We start from the raw sequence: 17,227 nt of genomic DNA, 5'->3' as shown, positions 1-17,227 counted from the left end.
TATCTCACAAAGATAAAACTTTCCCTTGAATTGCTCCTTAATCGTCGAGTATATTTACCGCGTGAGAGAGAATTTCATGCTGAAACCAAAGTCGGCACTGACTACCGGATATGAGCTGGAGGACACTAACGGAGTATTCTGCTGGCGGTCATAGTAGAGGCGCAGGGTTAACAAGCGACTCAGGGTGTAGTCTGCCGAACATGATATTTTCAGGGCTTTGTTGCCATTGGTAGCTTGTGCAAAACCTTGCTGGATGTCCCGGCAGAGGGCGGACTGGTTGCGGAATGAAATATCTGCACGGAGAGCAAGGTCATGGCTGACACGATTCTTGCTGTCTTTTACATTCCGGCCACTGAATAAATTGAAGTTTACAATCTTATATCCCAAACCGATAACGAAATCGCGGGAAGCGGTTTCTACCAGTTGACAAGCACTCATACTGAGATTTAATATACGGCTGGTTTTATATTCCACTTTGGCGGTAAGTCCGTTTTTGAGGGTGGCATCCATACCAATAAGGGGGGAGAATTGCTCGTTAATGGATACCATGCTGATGTCGAAGCGCGATGAAGGGATAGGATTTCCTGATTGCACATCTTCTACAAAGCCTATATCACCCATATAGCTCATGAAACTCTGGAAAGTGTTGTAGCTGCCGACGCTGTAGGTGCTGCGATAGGCATGATTCAGATTGACACTGCGGAAGTTCTTTTTGAACCAGGCTATCTTGGTAAGTCCTGTGTAGGTGATACGCCAGTTCGGCATCATGGAGAACAGGCTGGGGAAGAAGTCAAGGGCGGAGTTCCGAGCGCTCCTTCCGGTATAGGCGGCGAGGAAGGCAGGGATCATGACATCCGGTGAGTGCTTGCTGATTGTGCCGTTTGCCGGATCGAATATTTTTCCGGCAAGAGCACTGCCTTGCGGATACTGTGCACCGAGGAATTGGGATTCCACACGGTCACGGATAACGTCAAGGTTGCGGCGGAAACGTTCGAATGTGCCGGAATGATAACCGTCGCCGGCGCTGGGGCGTTCGAAAGCACTACCGATAGAAATGATACTCATGGAGAAGTTACCACTGCGGGTATCTGGCATACCTTCGAACATATATTGTATTTCGCGGCTGCGGTTTCGGGTACGATTGGCGGTAAGGTCTATTTTGAGGTCGCGTATCGGTTCAAGGGAGATACGCAATTGAAGATCTTCAAGGGCATTGCTGCTGGCAGGGCTGACAACGGAGTCGTTGCAGATGAGCCAGTCGTTTTGCAAGGCACGGTCGATATAGCCGTCTCCGGTGAAACCGAATGCAAAGTCCATTCCCGGAGCAAGGAAGCCTCCGTGTTTCTTCTGGCCGAACATGTCACCGACTTCAGGACGGAAACCGGGAAGGGTCATGGCATACGTATTTTTGTAGGTAAAGCTGAAATTGCGTACGCTCATGGCAATGCGGGTGGCATGCTGGCCGAATTTATACCACCAACCATCTTCCGGATTAGGACCGGGGATTACAGTGAGTTTTATGCGTGCCGTGTCCTGCGTATCAATACGTAGTGAATTAGCATTTATAACTTTATAACGTACGGGATAACGACGTCCGTCCACTGTGAGAGCGGTGACTTTGGGACGACGGGAGTTCATATTGTGTTGAATGGTAACCGTAGTGTCTGCACGCAATTGTATTTCCTTGTCGAAGCGACGGGGCTTTTGTTCTTTGGGTGAGGAGGGTTTGCGATAGGAAGCGGAAAAGCGGCGGTTTACTTTCTTTAAATAAGGTACCTTGTTATAGAGTGCTTCGAGATTGAAACGCGAGTTTACGTCGATGCTGCGCTGATTGCTGACAGTATTGCCCATTTCTACGCCATCGGAAAGGGAAACACCCCGGTCCCAGTTGTAAGAAGAGGCGAAACGAAGGTCGGCACTGATCCAGTCGGTAGCGGGGAACTTGTCGAATGGGAGTTTGTAAGTGGCATTGAATGTCTGCTGGAAATCAATAGGACGGCCGAGCGAGAACAGGCTACGGCGTACTGTATCTTTCCAGGCTGAGTATTCGTCTGGATAAAGGTCTTTATTTACTACACCGTAAGGTTCTTCAATCTCGGCGTGGGTAGCGGAGGTAAAGTTCAGTTTCAGGCTCTTTGTCAGGTCCCAGCGCAGGGCGAAATCACGGTTCCAAAGGAATTCTTTAGCAACGGAGATGGGGATGCCTTCGATACTGATATCCCCGCTACCGATGGTACTGCTTCCGGCAGTCAGTGCCTCCAGGTCGCGGAGTTGAAGTTCGTAATAGTGACGCGTCATGTCGGTATTGAACGAGATGCTTTGGGGCAGCCAGTTCAGATTGAGCTCTTTGACGAAGCGCATCCATGGAGATTTACTTTCCATAGCTTTGAAAGGTTCCCACGGGCGATAGACAGGAGCATAATTATAAGTCATTGCAGCGCGCCAGTCCGTTTCGTTTTCGTAAGTTGTGGTGCTACCCTGGTTGTGGCGGAGGGAACGGGAATAGCTGAAAGTAAAGTTCCCCGGATCATAAGGCATGGGGTTTTTACTTGTAATGCCCAGTCGTGCATTGCTGAGGCTAAAATTGCGGTAGGTCGTAATTTCACGGGCGATATTCATCAACGAGTCTCGTTCCCAATCGGTGGTACAGGCATCCAGGGCGTCATCCAGCAACATATCTTTGTCCAAGGGATTGTACTTTGGCGTAGTAGCTTCTTTGGAGTAAGAGAAGTAAATAGGAGCGGCCAATTTGGCCTTTTTAGGAAAGAAACGTCCCAAGTCGAATGTGGTGGTGAAACTATACTGATAATAGTCGTCCAGCCGACGCTCGCTGACGCTCTGTTCCAGTCCGCCGAAACCGGCTGTTTCCACGTGGCCGGCCAGGTTGATACTACCGATATCGGAAAGTTGTAAGTTGAGATTGCCTTGTGCAGCCCAGCCGCCGTCTTCGTTGAATTCGGTCAGGCGCAGTTCGTTCACCCAGATTTCTGCCGATTTGACGGTGCGTGAGTTGTTTCTCACACCAATCATCATTGTCTTGACCTCTGCCAGTGAAGGATTACCAATCACGCTTATCTTATTGGAAGGTTTATCCGGATCGTATTCCGAATACACTTTAGCATAGCTGACACCACTGTTCGAGATATTCTTTAGGCGATTACGGGCTTTCTTGACATTAGTAAGCACACTGAGGTCAATGTCCAGATTGTTGTCTTTGGGCCAGACGGCAAGGCAACCGGCAACGGTACTTCCGTTGTATTCTCCGTGCGGAGTGAGTGTGAGGGGGATTTCGTATTCATAATAGTTGCTGCGGTAATCTGAGCCGAGGCGGATGAATACGGAAAGTTCTCCGTTCTGCGGATCTGTGGAGAGATCAGGCAGAGCTTCGGCATGAGCAAACATTTGCAGCCGGCGGTATTGCCGCATGTCCATACCCGTATTCTTGTAGACGGCACGGGCATCACCCGGAGCCAACTTTTCCAGCTTCAGGCTCATGGCTTGCTCGTTCTGCTGGCGAAGTTGTGGTTGTCCCGGATCGATGACACGGGAGATACCCGGAGGCATTACATAGTTCACCGGAGTACGGTCTCCATTTTCTTCGATATTGACGGCAGAAACGTCTAGTGCAGCAGAGCTGGTGGTAGAGGCGCCTTGTTGTGTATTATTCAGTGCATCGGTATAGGTGCGCCATTCGCCGCGTACCAACTCCAAGGTGGCAAAACGTAGCACGATGGGTTTCTCAAATCCGGTCAGGAACATGCGCATGAAGCGGATGGATTTGAAGTCTTTGATACTTCCCACTGCCTCACCACTGCGTACGGGAACTTTGAACTGATACCAGGTCACTTCTTCCGTTTGTCCGTTGCGCAGGCGGACGCTGGCAGTTCGTTTATCCGTGATGTAATTCTGTCCTACTTTCAGGTCGGAAGGTGTCAAGTTGATACAGTATTGGAAATATTTCTCAGTCTCGTTCAGTGTATTGTCCTGATTGATATCCTCTACATCGGGTACGGTCTTTGAAGATATATCGTATCGTTCCGGAGAATCTTCACTGGCGGTGGAGTTCCCCTCGGTATTGTTATAGTATTTGTAGCGTTCCAGAATGCTACGCTCTTCCCGGTCATAGTCCGAGCCACGGAAATAATGATAATTGTCACCTGCCGGATCGTTGTAGAATTTCTCGTAAGTGGAGGCATCCACTTTGCCTTGTATGTCTGTCAGATATTTCTGATAAGTGGAGAAGGTACGTTCGTCTTCAGTAGAGAGCCCGTTCAGTCCGACATCTTGCTTACGGCGTGCGCCGGCTGCATTATCAAAGGCATATACCACACTACGATCGCGGGGAACACGCCCCCAAACTGTTTCTTCGGTCTTTGTTGCATCTCCATCAATGGGCAGACCGTTTTCAAAGAACTTCTTGCCATCTTTGAGGATGTCTTCAGATACTTCGCCAAGGTTTATGTAGAGAGTACCTTTGGAAGAATTTGCTTGCGTTGCCTTTTCCGAACCTGTTCGTGTTATTCCTCCCTCAATGCTACCTTTTTCGTAGATGAATGGATCCAGTAACCAGAAAGAGATGTATTCAATGTTCGCCGCTTCGAAATCACTGGTATCCAGTTTACGCATCATGCCTCCCCAGCGATTCTCCGGATTTTTCAGAGTACCGTCAGAATTCAGGTCTGTATCCAGATTGTACGGCCCCCGTTCCTGTGGATAATAGGCTAGGTTCAGTACGTTCATGGAAGCCGATTCCTGGTAGGGAGTTTCCTTATTTGGAAACAGTTCCTGCTCATAGACCTCACGCACATAGTGGTTGCTAAGCTGGTTGAGGTCGTTTTTGATGTGTGTAGGTGTCAATGAAGAGTTACGGCGGGTGAAAAGTCCGTCAATATGGTACCACGCCAGCAGTGCCCGGTTCTTTCCGTAACTGATATCATTGCTGCGGGTTGCTTCGGGAAAGAGGGGAGAGGGGGTGCTTGCCAACATCCAGTATGAGGGCTGACGAAGGTCAATACCATTTTGTGTACTTTCGAAATCGTCGATGTACGAAGCGTTTTGTTGCAGTCCTTTGGCATGTCCCGGAATGAGATGGGCGAATTCCACACCGAGATTGATGCTGCTGGGGGTGGTTGCGGTGACGAACGGTAGTTTGTCCAGCATGTTTGTCAGCCACTGACTTTCTTTTTTCCATGAAGCATTCACTCCCCACAACGTGTTGGAGAGTGGTTCGTCACCCATTGCAACTTTGCTTGTCAGTGGTTTTTCGCTGAGGTGCATGATGCTTCCTCCGAAAGAGAAGTCCTGTGAGAAATCGTAGGTGAAGTTTAGTCCCATCATCGTTTTGCGTTGCATACTGTAGAGCGTATTGCTCTCCAGATTTACGCTGATGGCTGTACCGGCATCAATGATGCTTTGGTTGAGAATGGTAACTACTCCCAATGTGTAGTCTACTGTATAGTCAGAGTTTTCTACCAGTGTCATACCTCCTGCCGTCACCCGTACTGAACCTTGTGGAATATTCATAGCTCCTAACCGTATTTCATTGGCATTGGAAGCACGGTATTCACCTGTTAGCCGGAATTTATTTTTTTCTGCTGTTTGTTGCGCTACGGTGCGGGTGGAGTCGTAAAGTTCTTGAAACACATATTTGTCTGCCAGCGCATCGTTTCCGATGGTTTTGCGCAGGTGGCTACCGAAAGGTTCTACTACAGGAAAGTAGATACGCCCGTCTGATGCTGTCACCGTATAGCCTTCGACAAAGTCGAAGAAACCGTCCGCACCTGTTTGGTTCTGGCTATTGAGGCGGTCGAGGTTCATGACACGCAACAAGGGTGTTTTGGCAATCTTTCCTTCCGGGATGTAGCGTAGATATACACCTGTTGTATCGCTTTGGTAAGTGATGTTCAACTGGAATTTTTCTTTTTGCACGGAGTAGGCATTGAGACTGTAGACATTCTTCATCATTAGGTCCCAGCAGGCTGCGTCCGGGGAATTTGCCGTATTCTTCAATAATTTTACGAACAAACTTTGTCCGGTTTCCTTAATGTCTGAAGAAAACTCACCTACTTGATAACTTCGTCCACCGAGTGTGTACTCAAAAGCGACTGCCAGTACTTCGTCCGGTTGAAGGGTTTGCTTCAGTGAGATATAACCGAGTTTGCTATTCAGTGTGTATTCTGAGGAAGTGAGCAGACGGGCACTTTCTATTTTTTCGTAATCCATGCCGGGTTCGGATCCGGGGATTGTACTCATGATATTACTTACCTGGCTGATATCGCGTGCGGCTGCATAACTGCTTATCATTTCCGTATAGAGGTTATTGGCACTATTGGCGGGAGCGTTGACGTTTGAACTGGGGTTGGTCGGGTTTCCCACTCCGCTCCAGGCAGTAGTGTTGCCTATGTGAAAGGCTTCTCCAAGATCAGTTAGTGCTACGATGTTTCGCGGATTATCATAGTTATTTCGTTTGTTGGTTACCCATACTTCAATCCTGTTAATTGTGATTCCCGAAAGGATATTCGGAAGCTGTGCCAGGTTTTTGTCATAGACATCCCGAAAATAATGGGCAAGGAAAAAGTGGCGGTTTCCTTCGTAATTATCTGCGGAGAAGTCGAAAGTAGTGGTTTGTGCACCACCGCGGCTTGTCACTGTTTTGGCTTCACTCTCTTGCTGGCTGATAACAGCCTGTAGCTTTAGTTTGCCAAATTGCAGGTCTGTACGAATGCCGAACAGTGCGGATGCTCCGCGTATTAGTGAGTTATTGGTGGACATGCTCACATTACCGGCTTCAATCAGTTTGATGATCTCATCTTCTTTTCCCTCATATTTCAGTTTCAGCCGTTTGGTGTCAAAATCAAAGGTAGCATCAGTGTTGTAGTTCATGTTCATATTCACCTTGTCACCTACCTTACCATTGACGTTGATATTAATTTTCTCGTCAAAGTCAAAACCGAGTGTTTTGCGTTGACTTTCCGGAAGTGAGGGATTTTTTACGTTTTTGTATGTCATGCCGAAGCTGAGTTCTGCATTACCTTGTGTACGTATTTGTACCCCACCGGGGCCGAACAACTTCTCTGCCGGTCCAAGGTTGAACTTCATATCCATAAAGTCGAAAGCTTCTTTTCCTTTGCCGATTTGTTCTCCGTTCTTTTGGCGGTAATAAGATTGCATGGATTGTTTCAACGTCCAATCCAGATATTCTTCAGGGGTTAGTATCATCGGTACACCGATTTCGGTATTCCCTAATTTTGTGCGTATGTAGTATCTGTCTGTTTTTGCATCATATTCTGCCTCGGTTCGCAGGTTCATGGGTGATTGCAGATCGGCAGGATGGGGAGAAAGGTCTTTTAGTGTACCCGGTACGGTCTTGCGAACGGAATATCGCGGAGCTATTGTATCTTGTATGTTTTCCGCTTCCGTTTCTTGTGTATTTTCCCCATTTACATTCTGCCCCATAACGACAAAGCTGCCGGGCATGAGCCACAGCAGCAATAACCAGATGATATGTCGTATACGAGGAGACTTCATATGTGTTTAATTGATGAATGATAATCACTAACAAATTATCATTTACTAAAGTCTTTTCAACGCCAACTTAATAACCTGTTCCACCGGTGCATCCGGCTCTTCTTTCAATATTGCCAAAACTACCTTTTGCGATGGTGCCTGTGCAAATCCCAACATAGTCAATGCTGCAATAGCTTCTTCCTGCACCTGTGTATTAGCTGCAGATAGCATTCCGCCAAGACTTCCTATCGAACTTCCTGCGGTTGCAGCACCTGTCTTGATTTTATCTTTCAAATCTACAATCACCCGTTGAGCTGTTTTTAGTCCGATACCTTTTACTGTCTTCAGTAAATTGGCATTTTCAGTACTGATAACATTCACCAGTTCTGCCGGTGAAAGTGCTGAAAGTATCATTCGTGCAGTATTACCGCCAATGCCCGAAACGGAAATCAGTAACAAGAATAATTCACGCTCTTGTTTATCTGCAAAGCCGTAAAGGATGTATGCATCCTCACGTATAGCCTCGTAGATATACAGTTTACACTCTTTTTTGCCTTGGATGGCAGCATACGTATTTAATGAAATATTAACGGCATATCCCAATCCGTTACAGTCGATAACTGCGGTTGCTGGGCTGAGCTCGGCAAGTCCGCCTCTAATGTATTCTATCATAATACTTACTATAACGCATGCGCGCGAAGAATATTGTGTTTCTTCATTACAGACTCAGAAGAGTTTCAGGGAACTTTTTCCTTTGGAAATTGTTTTAGAGTGGTAAGTTATTGAAGGTACATAAGTTTGAAAGAAGTCTTAATAAAGAAAAAACTCTGTGGAACACTGAATCGTTTTGTGGTTAAATTGAATGAAAATGATTACTTTTGTGCCGATAAAATAGAAAACTGATAAACAAATTCAATAAAAGAATGAAAAAAGTAAGAGCAGCCATTGTTGGCTATGGCAATATCGGGCAATACGTGCTCGAAGCGTTGCAAGCGGCTCCCGACTTTGAAATTGCCGGCGTAGTACGCCGCACTGGAGCTGAAAACCGTCCCGCAGAACTGAGTGAATACCCTGTTGTAAAGAATATTAAGGAATTGGAAGGTGTTGATGTTGCAATTCTTTGCACGCCAACCCGCAGTGTAGAGAAATATGCTAAAGAAATCCTTGCACTTGGCATCAATACGGTTGACAGCTTCGATATTCATACCGGTATTGTAGATTTGCGTCGCACACTGTCTGCTTCTGCAAAAGAACATAATGCAGTTTCTATTATTTCTGCAGGTTGGGATCCGGGAAGCGACTCTACCGTACGTACCCTGTTGGAAGCTATTGCTCCGAAAGGAATTACTTATACAAACTTTGGTCCGGGAATGAGTATGGGACATACAGTAGCTGTAAAAGCTATTGATGGTGTAAAGGCTGCTCTTTCCATGACTATTCCTACCGGAACAAGTATTCACCGTCGCATGGTTTATATCGAATTGAAAGACGGTTATGAGTTTGATAAAGTGTCTGCTGCCATCAAAGCAGATCCATACTTTGTGAATGATGAGACACATGTGAAATTAGTTCCCAGCGTAGATGCTTTGCTTGACATGGGACATGGTGTAAACCTCACTCGTAAAGGTGTTTCCGGTAAAACTCAGAATCAATTGTTTGAGTTCAATATGCGCATTAATAATCCTGCACTTACTGCTCAGGTATTGGTTTGTGTAGCTCGCGCTTCCATGCGTCAACAACCTGGTTGTTACACTATGGTAGAGGTTCCGGTTATTGATCTTTTGCCGGGAGATCGTGAAGAGTGGATCGGACACTTAGTGTAAGAAAATAGGATAGATATTTCATATAATAAATAGACCATCTACTCACCCCGAATAGATGGTCTATTTGTTTTAAAACAGATAGTTCGTTTTGCATAAACAGACCATCGTTTTTATAAAGTAGATCCTGCGTTAGAACAGGAACCGTAGAATATCATTAAAGTTTGCCCAAAGCAGCAATCCGAATAGCAGGAACATACCCACCATTTGCGCACGCTCCATAAATTTATCACTTGGTTTGCGACGAGCCACAATTTCATAAATAAGGAATAGTACATGTCCGCCATCCAGTGCCGGAATAGGCAAAATATTCATGAAGGCGAGGATAATAGAAAGGAATGCTGTCATGTACCAGAACTGATGCCAATCCCATGTAGCAGGGAAGATGCTTCCGATAGTTCCGAAGCCACCCAATTGCTTGGCGCCTTCTTTAGAGAAGAGATATTTCATCTGTCCTACATAGCCTTTCAGAGTTTGTACTCCCAATGCTGCACCAGCGGGGAAAGAGGCTAGAAAACTATATTCTTTCTTTACAACCGGCAGTAACTGATTGGTTGCCGTACGTACCACTGCACCTATCTCATAGATTGAATCTGTAGCAAAAGTTATAGTATCTATCACTCCGGCACGTGAATAAGTCAATGTGATATTATGAGAAGCCGAATCCGCTTTCTGACGGCGTAACATCTCTTCTTTGAAATCGAAATAAGCAATGTTCTTTCCATCCAATTGCATAATACTGTCACCCGCTTGCAGGCCAGCAAGGGCAGCAGGACGGTTGGCACAAATACTATCAATAACATATGGATAGCGGAATGAGGCAAAACGTACACTGTCTGCCAGCAGACGCTCCATAAAATTCTCAGGAATATAAACGGATACCTCTTGCCCATCACGGCGTACTGTTACTTGGCGGGCATCGACAACGCTTGTCAGCATATCACCACCGTAACGTTCAAAGGGTACACCATCAGCAGATATAAGTACGTCACCGTCACGGAAACCGATAGCTTTTGCCGTTTCGTTGAATTCCATACCCAACGGGGCTTTTTGTACCGGTACATATTCATCTCCCCAAGTAAAAAGTATCATAGAATAGATGAATAATGCCAATATGAAATTGAACAATACACCACCTATCATGATTAACAACCGTTGCCATGCCGGTTTGGCCCGGAACTCCCACGGTTGCATTGGCTGTTGCATCTGTTCGGTATCCATAGACTCATCTATCATACCTGCTATCTTTACATAACCACCTAACGGTAGCCAACCAATACCATATTCCGTATCACTATTTTTCGGCTTGAACTTGAACAGGGTAAACCAAGGGTCGAAGAACAAACAAAACTTTTCTACCCGTGTCTTGAAAAGACGGGCGAAGAGGAAGTGCCCTCCCTCATGAACGATAACGAGCAACGAAAGGCTCATAATGAGTTGCAGGGCACGAATCAAAAATGTTTCCATCTAATAATTTTTCTATTTTACTATTTACAATTTACTATATTAAATGCGGCTTATCATTGATGCCGCTATCACTTTATAAGTTCTTGTGCAATACGGCGTGTCATCGCATCCGTAGCTACATAGTCTTCATATTCCGGTTTTGCCACAAATGATACGATAGACATTGCTTTCTCTATCACGTCACTCATGCCGAGGAATGAAATCTCATCCCGCAGGAAAGCGGCAACTACCACTTCATTGGCTGCATTTACGATACAAGGCATATTTCCGCCTTTATGCAAAGCTTCGTAAGCCAAAGTCAGATTACGGAAACGGGTGGTATCCGGTTGTTCGAATGTCAGGTTTGTGCACATCTTGAAATCTAACCGGGGAAATGAAGCCTTCAGGCGTTGCGGATAAGAGAATGCATACTGAATAGGCAGACGCATATCCGGCATACCCAATTGTGCCTTTACTGCACCGTCTTCAAACTGCACCATCGAATGTATAATAGATTGCGGATGTACTACCACTTCAATCTGATCCGGACGTACACCGAATAACCATTTTGCTTCTATCACCTCGAACCCTTTGTTCATCATTGAAGCGGAATCAATCGTGATCTTCGCTCCCATATCCCAATTAGGATGTTTCAAGGCTTGGGCTTTGGTTACCGTAGCCAGTTGTTCCATTGTGCAATTGCGGAACGGGCCACCGGATGCCGTAAGGATCACCTTCTCTATTGGATTGCCTAGTTCTCCCGCTAAACATTGGAAAACGGCTGAATGTTCGGAATCTACCGGTAATATAGGTGTACCGGATAGGCGTGCCATATCGTTAATCAGCTCACCTGCCACAACAAGCGTCTCCTTGTTGGCAAGAGCGATAGGTTTACGGGCACGAATAGCATTCATGGTTGGTTTCAGTCCGGCATAACCTACCATCGCAGTCAGTACGATGTCAATTTCCGAGTCTTCCACAATCTGGCAGATAGCATCCGTTCCTGCATATACTTTGATAGGCAGGTCGGCGAGGGCTTCTTTCAGTTGGGCATATTTCGTTTCGTTGGCTATAACTACCGCTTCAGGCTTGAATTTCCGAGCCTGAGCAATGAGTTCTTCTACACGGTTGTTGGCGGTCAGCACATACGCTTCGTACTGGTCGGATTGTTCTTCAATCACCTGTAATGCCTGCGTACCTATGGAGCCGGTAGAACCGAGTATAGCAATTTGTTTTTTCATTTATCTATCACTTAAAATACAATATATTGTTCAGGATTCACCGCCCGTCCTTTGTGCCATAACTCAAAGTGCAGGTGAGGACCGGTTGTCAGTTGTCCGCTGTTTCCTACCAAAGCAATAGCTTCTCCGGCCTGTACAGTGTCTCCTTCACGTTTCAATAAGGAACTGCAATGCTTATATACAGATATAAAGTCTTGATTATGTTGTACTTCTATCACATACCCTGTTTCGGCCGTATAAGTACTCAAGATAACTGTACCATCCAGCGTAGCAAGTACGCTCTCTCCGGGATTGGCGGCGATATCCGTACCGTAATGTTTTCTGTCAGCATCAAATTTTTCTGTAATCATCCCTCGCGTGGGACGATAAAATATCAATCCTTCTATGTCCGGGCGGGCTGTAATGCTTGTCAGATTATACTTTTCTGTTTCTTCATATTGTTTTCGGAACTCCGCTTCCCGCTGTGTACGTTCCATCAACGAGTCTTCGCGTACGGTAGTCAGTGAGTCCATATTGTGCACAGTATCTACCCGTATGGTTCCACTGAAAATATCCTGTATATTCATTATATACAAATTCTGGCGATCTACCAACTGTTGAAGTGAATCTACTCGTAAAGCATTCTCTACCACTTGGGCACGAATTTCACTGTTCATGTATCCCGGCAAGTAGTTACGCAACGGAGTGAAAGCAATGATAACTGAGGCTACCAGAAACAAAACAGTCAGCACAGAAAGTAATACCGAGATGCCGTTTAACTTGGATACACGGAGACCGACTACTTCTTCGAGTGTATTCTCGTTGATGATAGTCAGCTTATATTTGAATTTGATATTACTCCAGAATGCTTTATGTCGTTTCTTTTTCACCATACGCGCTAATCACTTATCACTCTATCACTAGTCACTTGTTTACACTTCCTCTGTTTCATCCAAAGCCAGCAATCCTTCGGGTAAATCCATTGTGATTACTTTGTGCTTTTGGTCAATGTTCAGGATGAATTCTTCTTGTGCAGGAATCAGTAACTCTTCTCCCTGATGATCAACTACAAACAAGGTGTTGATGGTTGCAGTATCCACCTCTGTCACTTCTCCCAAGTCTCCGTGGTTAACTTCTTCTACGCGGAAACCTACGAAGAAATCCCAGGTTAGTTCTCCCGGTCCGGCATCTTCAGCATGTTTGGCAGGAAAATAAACTTCCACGTTGGTGAACATCCGTGCACGTTCTGCCGTGTCTACTCCTTCCAGCTTTACCAATGCAGTGGAATCGGAGCGGAAACGGTATTCCTCCAGGAAGAAAGGTACAAAAATACCATCCAACAGGCAGATTAGGTATTCAGCTTCCACCCGGTCAAAAATGTCATCGGTGAATGTGAATGACAACTCACCATGAATGCCGTGCGGTTTGTTGAATACTCCTATTTTATATACATCTTCTCTTTTTATCATCTTATCATCCTACCATTCTTAATCATCTTCTACCATCCCATATCATATTCTCGTAATTCTTGCTCCGATAGCATTCAGGCGTCTTTCAATATCCTGATACCCCCGGTCTATTTGTTCAATGTTGTGGATACGACTGCTTCCTTCCGCACTCATGGCGGCAATCAGCAATGCAATACCGGCACGAATATCAGGTGAAGTCATATTCCCGCCTCGCAGACGCATGGCATGGTTATGGCCAATGACGACGGCACGGTGAGGATCGCAAAGAATAATCTGTGCTCCCATATCTATCAGTTTATCCACGAAGAACAGGCGACTCTCGAACATCTTCTGATGGATAAGCACGCTGCCTTTTGCCTGAGTGGCAACTACGAGCATTACACTCAGCAAGTCCGGCGTCAGTCCCGGCCAGGGAGCATCGGCAATAGTCATAATGGAACCATCTATGAACGACTCTATCTGATACGTTTCCTGTGCAGGAATATAGATATCGTCTCCCTGTTGTTCTAGTTTGATGCCCAGACGGCGGAAACTTTCAGGGATGATGCCCAGATTTTCATAAGAAACATTCTTGATGGTGAGCTCACTTTGCGTCATGGCTGCCATACCGATAAAACTGCCGACTTCGATCATATCGGGAAGTATCGTATGTTCGGTACCGTGTAGTTCGTCCACTCCTTCAATGGTCAACAGATTAGAGGCAATGCCTTGTATCTTGGCGCCCATACGGTTCAGCATCTTGCAAAGTTGTTGCAGATACGGTTCGCAGGCAGCATTATAAATTGTGGTTGTTCCTTTGGCCAGTACAGCTGCCATCACGATGTTGGCAGTTCCGGTTACCGAAGCTTCGTCCAGCAACATGTAGGTGCCTTTCAGTTCGCAAGCTGAAATCTCATACGCTTCGCGTTCTGCGTTGTACGAGAAATCTGCACCCAGGTTCTGTATACCGATAAAGTGAGTATCCAGACGTCTGCGTCCTATCTTGTCCCCACCCGGTTTTGATATCATCGCTTTATGGAAGCGTGCCACCATCGGGCCGATTAACATAACCGAACCTCGCAGACTGGAACATTTCTTCAGGAATTCATCACTTTCCAGATAACTCAAATTTAGCTTTTCAGCCTTGAAACAATACGTATCAAGCCCTTTTCTGGATACCGTAACGCCCATGTCACGCATCAATTGAATGAGATTGTTGACGTCCAGTATATCCGGAATGTTATGTACGGTCACCTCTTCGGCTGTCAACAGCGTGGCGCAGATAATCTGCAATACCTCGTTTTTTGCGCCTTGCGGATGGATCTCGCCGGATAATCTGTGTCCTCCTTCAATTACGAATGATGCCATAAATTGGGATTTATGACTTATGATTTATAATTTATGATTTATGAACGGATCTGCCGCTTATAAATCATAAATCTGAAATCATAAATCTATTAGTACTTTCTCTTATTATTCCGGTTATCTCTCCGGTTATTCTGATTGTTTACTTTCGGACGGTAGTTCTGGTTAATACGTTCAGTCATCAGTTTGATGATGTCATCCGTCATTTGCAATTTGCCACCCGAATATTCATTAAGATCTTCTGCAATCTTGCGGTCGTCTACCGTATCCTTATTCCAAGTCATGTAGTCTTTCTTCATGTGGTTGCAGATCAAGGCAATCAGATTCTGCTTTTCATCTCCTTCGGGAAAGTCAATTGCTTTCTTTATCAATACTTCCAGTGTACGGCCATAGTGGCGGTAACGGATTTTGGTACTGGGATAGGGAATTATTTCCGGACGGGTATTCAAATTATCTTTGCGGATAATTTCATAAGGGTAATCAATGTCCAGTTTGAAGTCGGACATGATAGCCAGATGATCCCATAGTTTATGTTTAAAATCGGGTACATCACGCAGATGCGGGAACATATTACCCATAATGTTGATAATGGTGTTTGCGCAACGTTGGCGTTCAGCACGGTCTTCGATTGTCAACGCATGGCTAACCATATTTTGGATGCTGCGTCCGTATTCCGGCAAAGGCATCCGCTTTTGTTGAGTGTTATATTGCATATATTATAAAAGTTTTTTCGGTTGGGAAGCTACAAACTCTTTCAGGTAGAATGGTTCAAAATAAGCTACATCCTTAAAGTCGTTTTCGGCTATTGCTTTTTCAGCAAGTGGGAACATCATTTTTGCCAGCGGACGAATATCGTCAATGAAGTGCACATTGGGATGAGTTATTTTATCTTTGCACTTGGCTGCTCCGTCTCCAAAGAAATAGACGGGATGTTGATCCAGAAATTCTGTATAAGAGTTTTCGTCTACAATGTCAGCGGCTATGTCGCGCACAGGTTTCAAGGCACGGTCGTAGATGGCAGCATATACCTCCATGCGGCGTGCATCGATCATCGGGCATAGCAATGCATCTTCGGGCAATTCATCATGATAAAGCAATACCGGCACGCATTGCACCTTCAATGTCGGAAGACCGATCAGCGGAATATTACGTCCGTAACAAACTCCTTTCGCCATAGATACACCGATACGTAGTCCGGTGTAAGAACCCGGTCCGCAACTCACCGCCACTGCATCAATCGGCATGGCATGACTGTCGGCAAACGACAGAGCTTCGTCTATAAATACTCCCAGCAGAGCGGCATGAGACGGGCCGTTCAGGTCTTCTTTGTTAAATACATTTTGTCCATCTTCACTCACAGCAACGGAGCATGCTGAGGTGGACGTTTCAATATGCAAGATACACGACATAGTCTTTTGTTAGTTTAATTGTGGCAAATTTACAGGTTTATTTTCAGATACACAAGCGAATCCTCAAAGGGTTCGGTATCTTTCTTACGGCATTATTGGGAGGTTTTTAGATTATTTCTATCTTTGCTATCTGATTTTAGGAATAAACTCTGAATTCGTTAACATAAAATAACCGGCACAAGGAGGTCGTTGTATCTGTAATTATGATCGTAGCTATTATTATTGTACTTTTTATTTTGGTGCTGATTTCGATGTACAACTCACTGGTGAGAAAGAGAAATCAGATAGAAAATGCTTTTTCCACTATCGATGTCATGTTGAAACGTCGCTTCGATTTGATCCCCAATCTGGTTGCAACCGTTCAGCAATATGCCAAGCATGAAGCTGATACATTTGCTGCAATAACGGAAATGCGCAACAAGACTTATACTTCTCTTAATGACAGCGAAAAGGCAGGCTTTGATAAAATGTTTTCCAAAGTGCGTACTCAATTCTTTGCAGTGGCGGAGAACTATCCCGAACTAAAAGCTTCTGAAAATTTCCTGCAATTGCAGCGTTCGCTCAATGAAACGGAAGAACAGTTGGCTGCCGCCCGCCGCACTTACAATGCTTCTGTAACCGATTACAATAATGCCGTCCAGACTTTCCCTACAAATCTGTTGGCAGGTATGTTTGGATTTACAAGAAAAGCGGTACTGACTATTCCGGAAACAGAACGTGCAACTCCGGATGTAAAGAACTTGTTCAATTCATAAAATAGCCGGCAATGGATTATGTAGATTTTGACTCTCTGGCGCAGAAGCTGGCCCCCACATTGCAAGTTTTGGAAAATAAACGTAGGGAACTCCTGAGGAAAGGGCGTTCGGAGGGTTTGATTTATGCTGCTGTTTTTCTGGTGGTAGGAGTGATCACTTTGTTAATACTTATAATTGGAAGGAATCTTTGGTCCGATAGTTATTGTTGTTATTTCTGTAATCATTTTTATTACTTGTATCAATAATAAGTCGAAAATA

At 45.3% G+C, this 17,227-nt stretch carries 11 protein-coding genes; 2 read left to right on the top strand and 9 right to left on the bottom strand.

Features of this window, described 5'->3' with window-relative positions; all coding sequences use genetic code 11:
• Window positions 1-54 precede the first annotated feature (54 nt).
• Together sov and ruvA are read right to left on the bottom strand one after the other, a co-directional pair.
• The gene (sov, locus tag BN161_RS04655; protein ID WP_052356181.1) at window positions 55-7,527 is read right to left on the bottom strand and encodes a T9SS outer membrane translocon Sov/SprA; all 7,473 of its coding nucleotides are present in this window, start codon (window positions 7,525-7,527) and stop codon (window positions 55-57) included.
• Between the two features lie 45 nt (window positions 7,528-7,572).
• A complete protein-coding gene (gene ruvA, locus BN161_RS04650) occupies window positions 7,573-8,178 on the bottom strand; it encodes a Holliday junction branch migration protein RuvA (protein WP_044263461.1) in 606 nt (201 codons plus the stop codon).
• A 251-nt stretch (window positions 8,179-8,429) separates the two neighbouring features.
• Between ruvA and BN161_RS04645 the strand changes: the two genes are divergently transcribed.
• Window positions 8,430-9,329, top strand: coding sequence for a diaminopimelate dehydrogenase (locus tag BN161_RS04645; protein WP_044263460.1), 900 nt, complete (start codon window positions 8,430-8,432; stop codon window positions 9,327-9,329).
• Between the two features lie 129 nt (window positions 9,330-9,458).
• Here the strand turns inward: BN161_RS04645 and rseP are convergent, their stop codons facing one another.
• The 7 genes from rseP to tsaB all read right to left on the bottom strand — a co-directional run bounded on the left by rseP (window position 9,459) and on the right by tsaB (window position 16,214).
• Window positions 9,459-10,793, bottom strand: coding sequence for an RIP metalloprotease RseP (gene rseP, locus BN161_RS04640; protein ID WP_044263459.1), 1,335 nt, complete (start codon window positions 10,791-10,793; stop codon window positions 9,459-9,461).
• Window positions 10,794-10,861: 68 nt separating this feature from the next.
• The gene (locus BN161_RS04635) at window positions 10,862-12,013 is read right to left on the bottom strand and encodes a 1-deoxy-D-xylulose-5-phosphate reductoisomerase (protein ID WP_044263458.1); all 1,152 of its coding nucleotides are present in this window, start codon (window positions 12,011-12,013) and stop codon (window positions 10,862-10,864) included.
• Between the two features lie 11 nt (window positions 12,014-12,024).
• Complete coding sequence (locus tag BN161_RS04630; RefSeq protein ID WP_007667822.1) at window positions 12,025-12,885, bottom strand: M23 family metallopeptidase; 861 nt, start codon at window positions 12,883-12,885, stop codon at window positions 12,025-12,027.
• 39 nt (window positions 12,886-12,924) lie between these two features.
• Window positions 12,925-13,461 carry a ribosome maturation factor RimM gene (rimM, locus tag BN161_RS04625; protein ID WP_007217312.1) on the bottom strand — a complete coding sequence of 179 codons (537 nt, stop codon included), beginning with the start codon at window positions 13,459-13,461 and terminating at the stop codon, window positions 12,925-12,927.
• A gap of 42 nt (window positions 13,462-13,503) precedes the next feature.
• Window positions 13,504-14,808, bottom strand: a complete 1,305-nt coding sequence (murA, locus tag BN161_RS04620; RefSeq protein WP_044263457.1) for a UDP-N-acetylglucosamine 1-carboxyvinyltransferase — start codon at window positions 14,806-14,808, stop codon at window positions 13,504-13,506.
• Between the two features lie 89 nt (window positions 14,809-14,897).
• The gene (locus BN161_RS04615; RefSeq protein ID WP_044263456.1) at window positions 14,898-15,518 is read right to left on the bottom strand and encodes a DUF4290 domain-containing protein; all 621 of its coding nucleotides are present in this window, start codon (window positions 15,516-15,518) and stop codon (window positions 14,898-14,900) included.
• Window positions 15,519-15,521: 3 nt separating this feature from the next.
• Window positions 15,522-16,214, bottom strand: a complete 693-nt coding sequence (tsaB, locus tag BN161_RS04610; RefSeq protein ID WP_044263455.1) for a tRNA (adenosine(37)-N6)-threonylcarbamoyltransferase complex dimerization subunit type 1 TsaB — start codon at window positions 16,212-16,214, stop codon at window positions 15,522-15,524.
• A 203-nt stretch (window positions 16,215-16,417) separates the two neighbouring features.
• Here tsaB and BN161_RS04605 point away from each other — a divergent pair, with 203 nt between their 5' ends.
• Entirely contained in the window at window positions 16,418-16,969 is a 552-nt protein-coding gene (locus BN161_RS04605; RefSeq protein ID WP_044263454.1) for a LemA family protein, read from the top strand.
• Window positions 16,970-17,227: the final 258 nt, after the last annotated feature.

Source organism: Bacteroides timonensis, assembly GCF_000513195.1.
Taxonomy (GTDB): domain Bacteria; phylum Bacteroidota; class Bacteroidia; order Bacteroidales; family Bacteroidaceae; genus Bacteroides; species Bacteroides timonensis.
Note: the sequence above shows the minus strand (reverse complement) of the source record. Positions and strands in the feature narration are given on the sequence as shown.

Bases quoted from the DNA above. Each gene is read 5' to 3' on its own strand.
- sov (WP_052356181.1), bottom strand. From the start codon at position 7,527: ATGAAGTCTCCTCGTATACGACATATCATCTGGTTATTGCTGCTGTGG.
- ruvA (WP_044263461.1), bottom strand. From the start codon at position 8,178: ATGATAGAATACATTAGAGGCGGACTTGCCGAGCTCAGCCCAGCAACC.
- BN161_RS04645 (WP_044263460.1), top strand. From the start codon at position 8,430: ATGAAAAAAGTAAGAGCAGCCATTGTTGGCTATGGCAATATCGGGCAA.
- rseP (WP_044263459.1), bottom strand. From the start codon at position 10,793: ATGGAAACATTTTTGATTCGTGCCCTGCAACTCATTATGAGCCTTTCG.
- BN161_RS04635 (WP_044263458.1), bottom strand. From the start codon at position 12,013: ATGAAAAAACAAATTGCTATACTCGGTTCTACCGGCTCCATAGGTACG.
- BN161_RS04630 (WP_007667822.1), bottom strand. From the start codon at position 12,885: ATGGTGAAAAAGAAACGACATAAAGCATTCTGGAGTAATATCAAATTC.
- rimM (WP_007217312.1), bottom strand. From the start codon at position 13,461: ATGATAAAAAGAGAAGATGTATATAAAATAGGAGTATTCAACAAACCG.
- murA (WP_044263457.1), bottom strand. From the start codon at position 14,808: ATGGCATCATTCGTAATTGAAGGAGGACACAGATTATCCGGCGAGATC.
- BN161_RS04615 (WP_044263456.1), bottom strand. From the start codon at position 15,518: ATGCAATATAACACTCAACAAAAGCGGATGCCTTTGCCGGAATACGGA.
- tsaB (WP_044263455.1), bottom strand. From the start codon at position 16,214: ATGTCGTGTATCTTGCATATTGAAACGTCCACCTCAGCATGCTCCGTT.
- BN161_RS04605 (WP_044263454.1), top strand. From the start codon at position 16,418: ATGATCGTAGCTATTATTATTGTACTTTTTATTTTGGTGCTGATTTCG.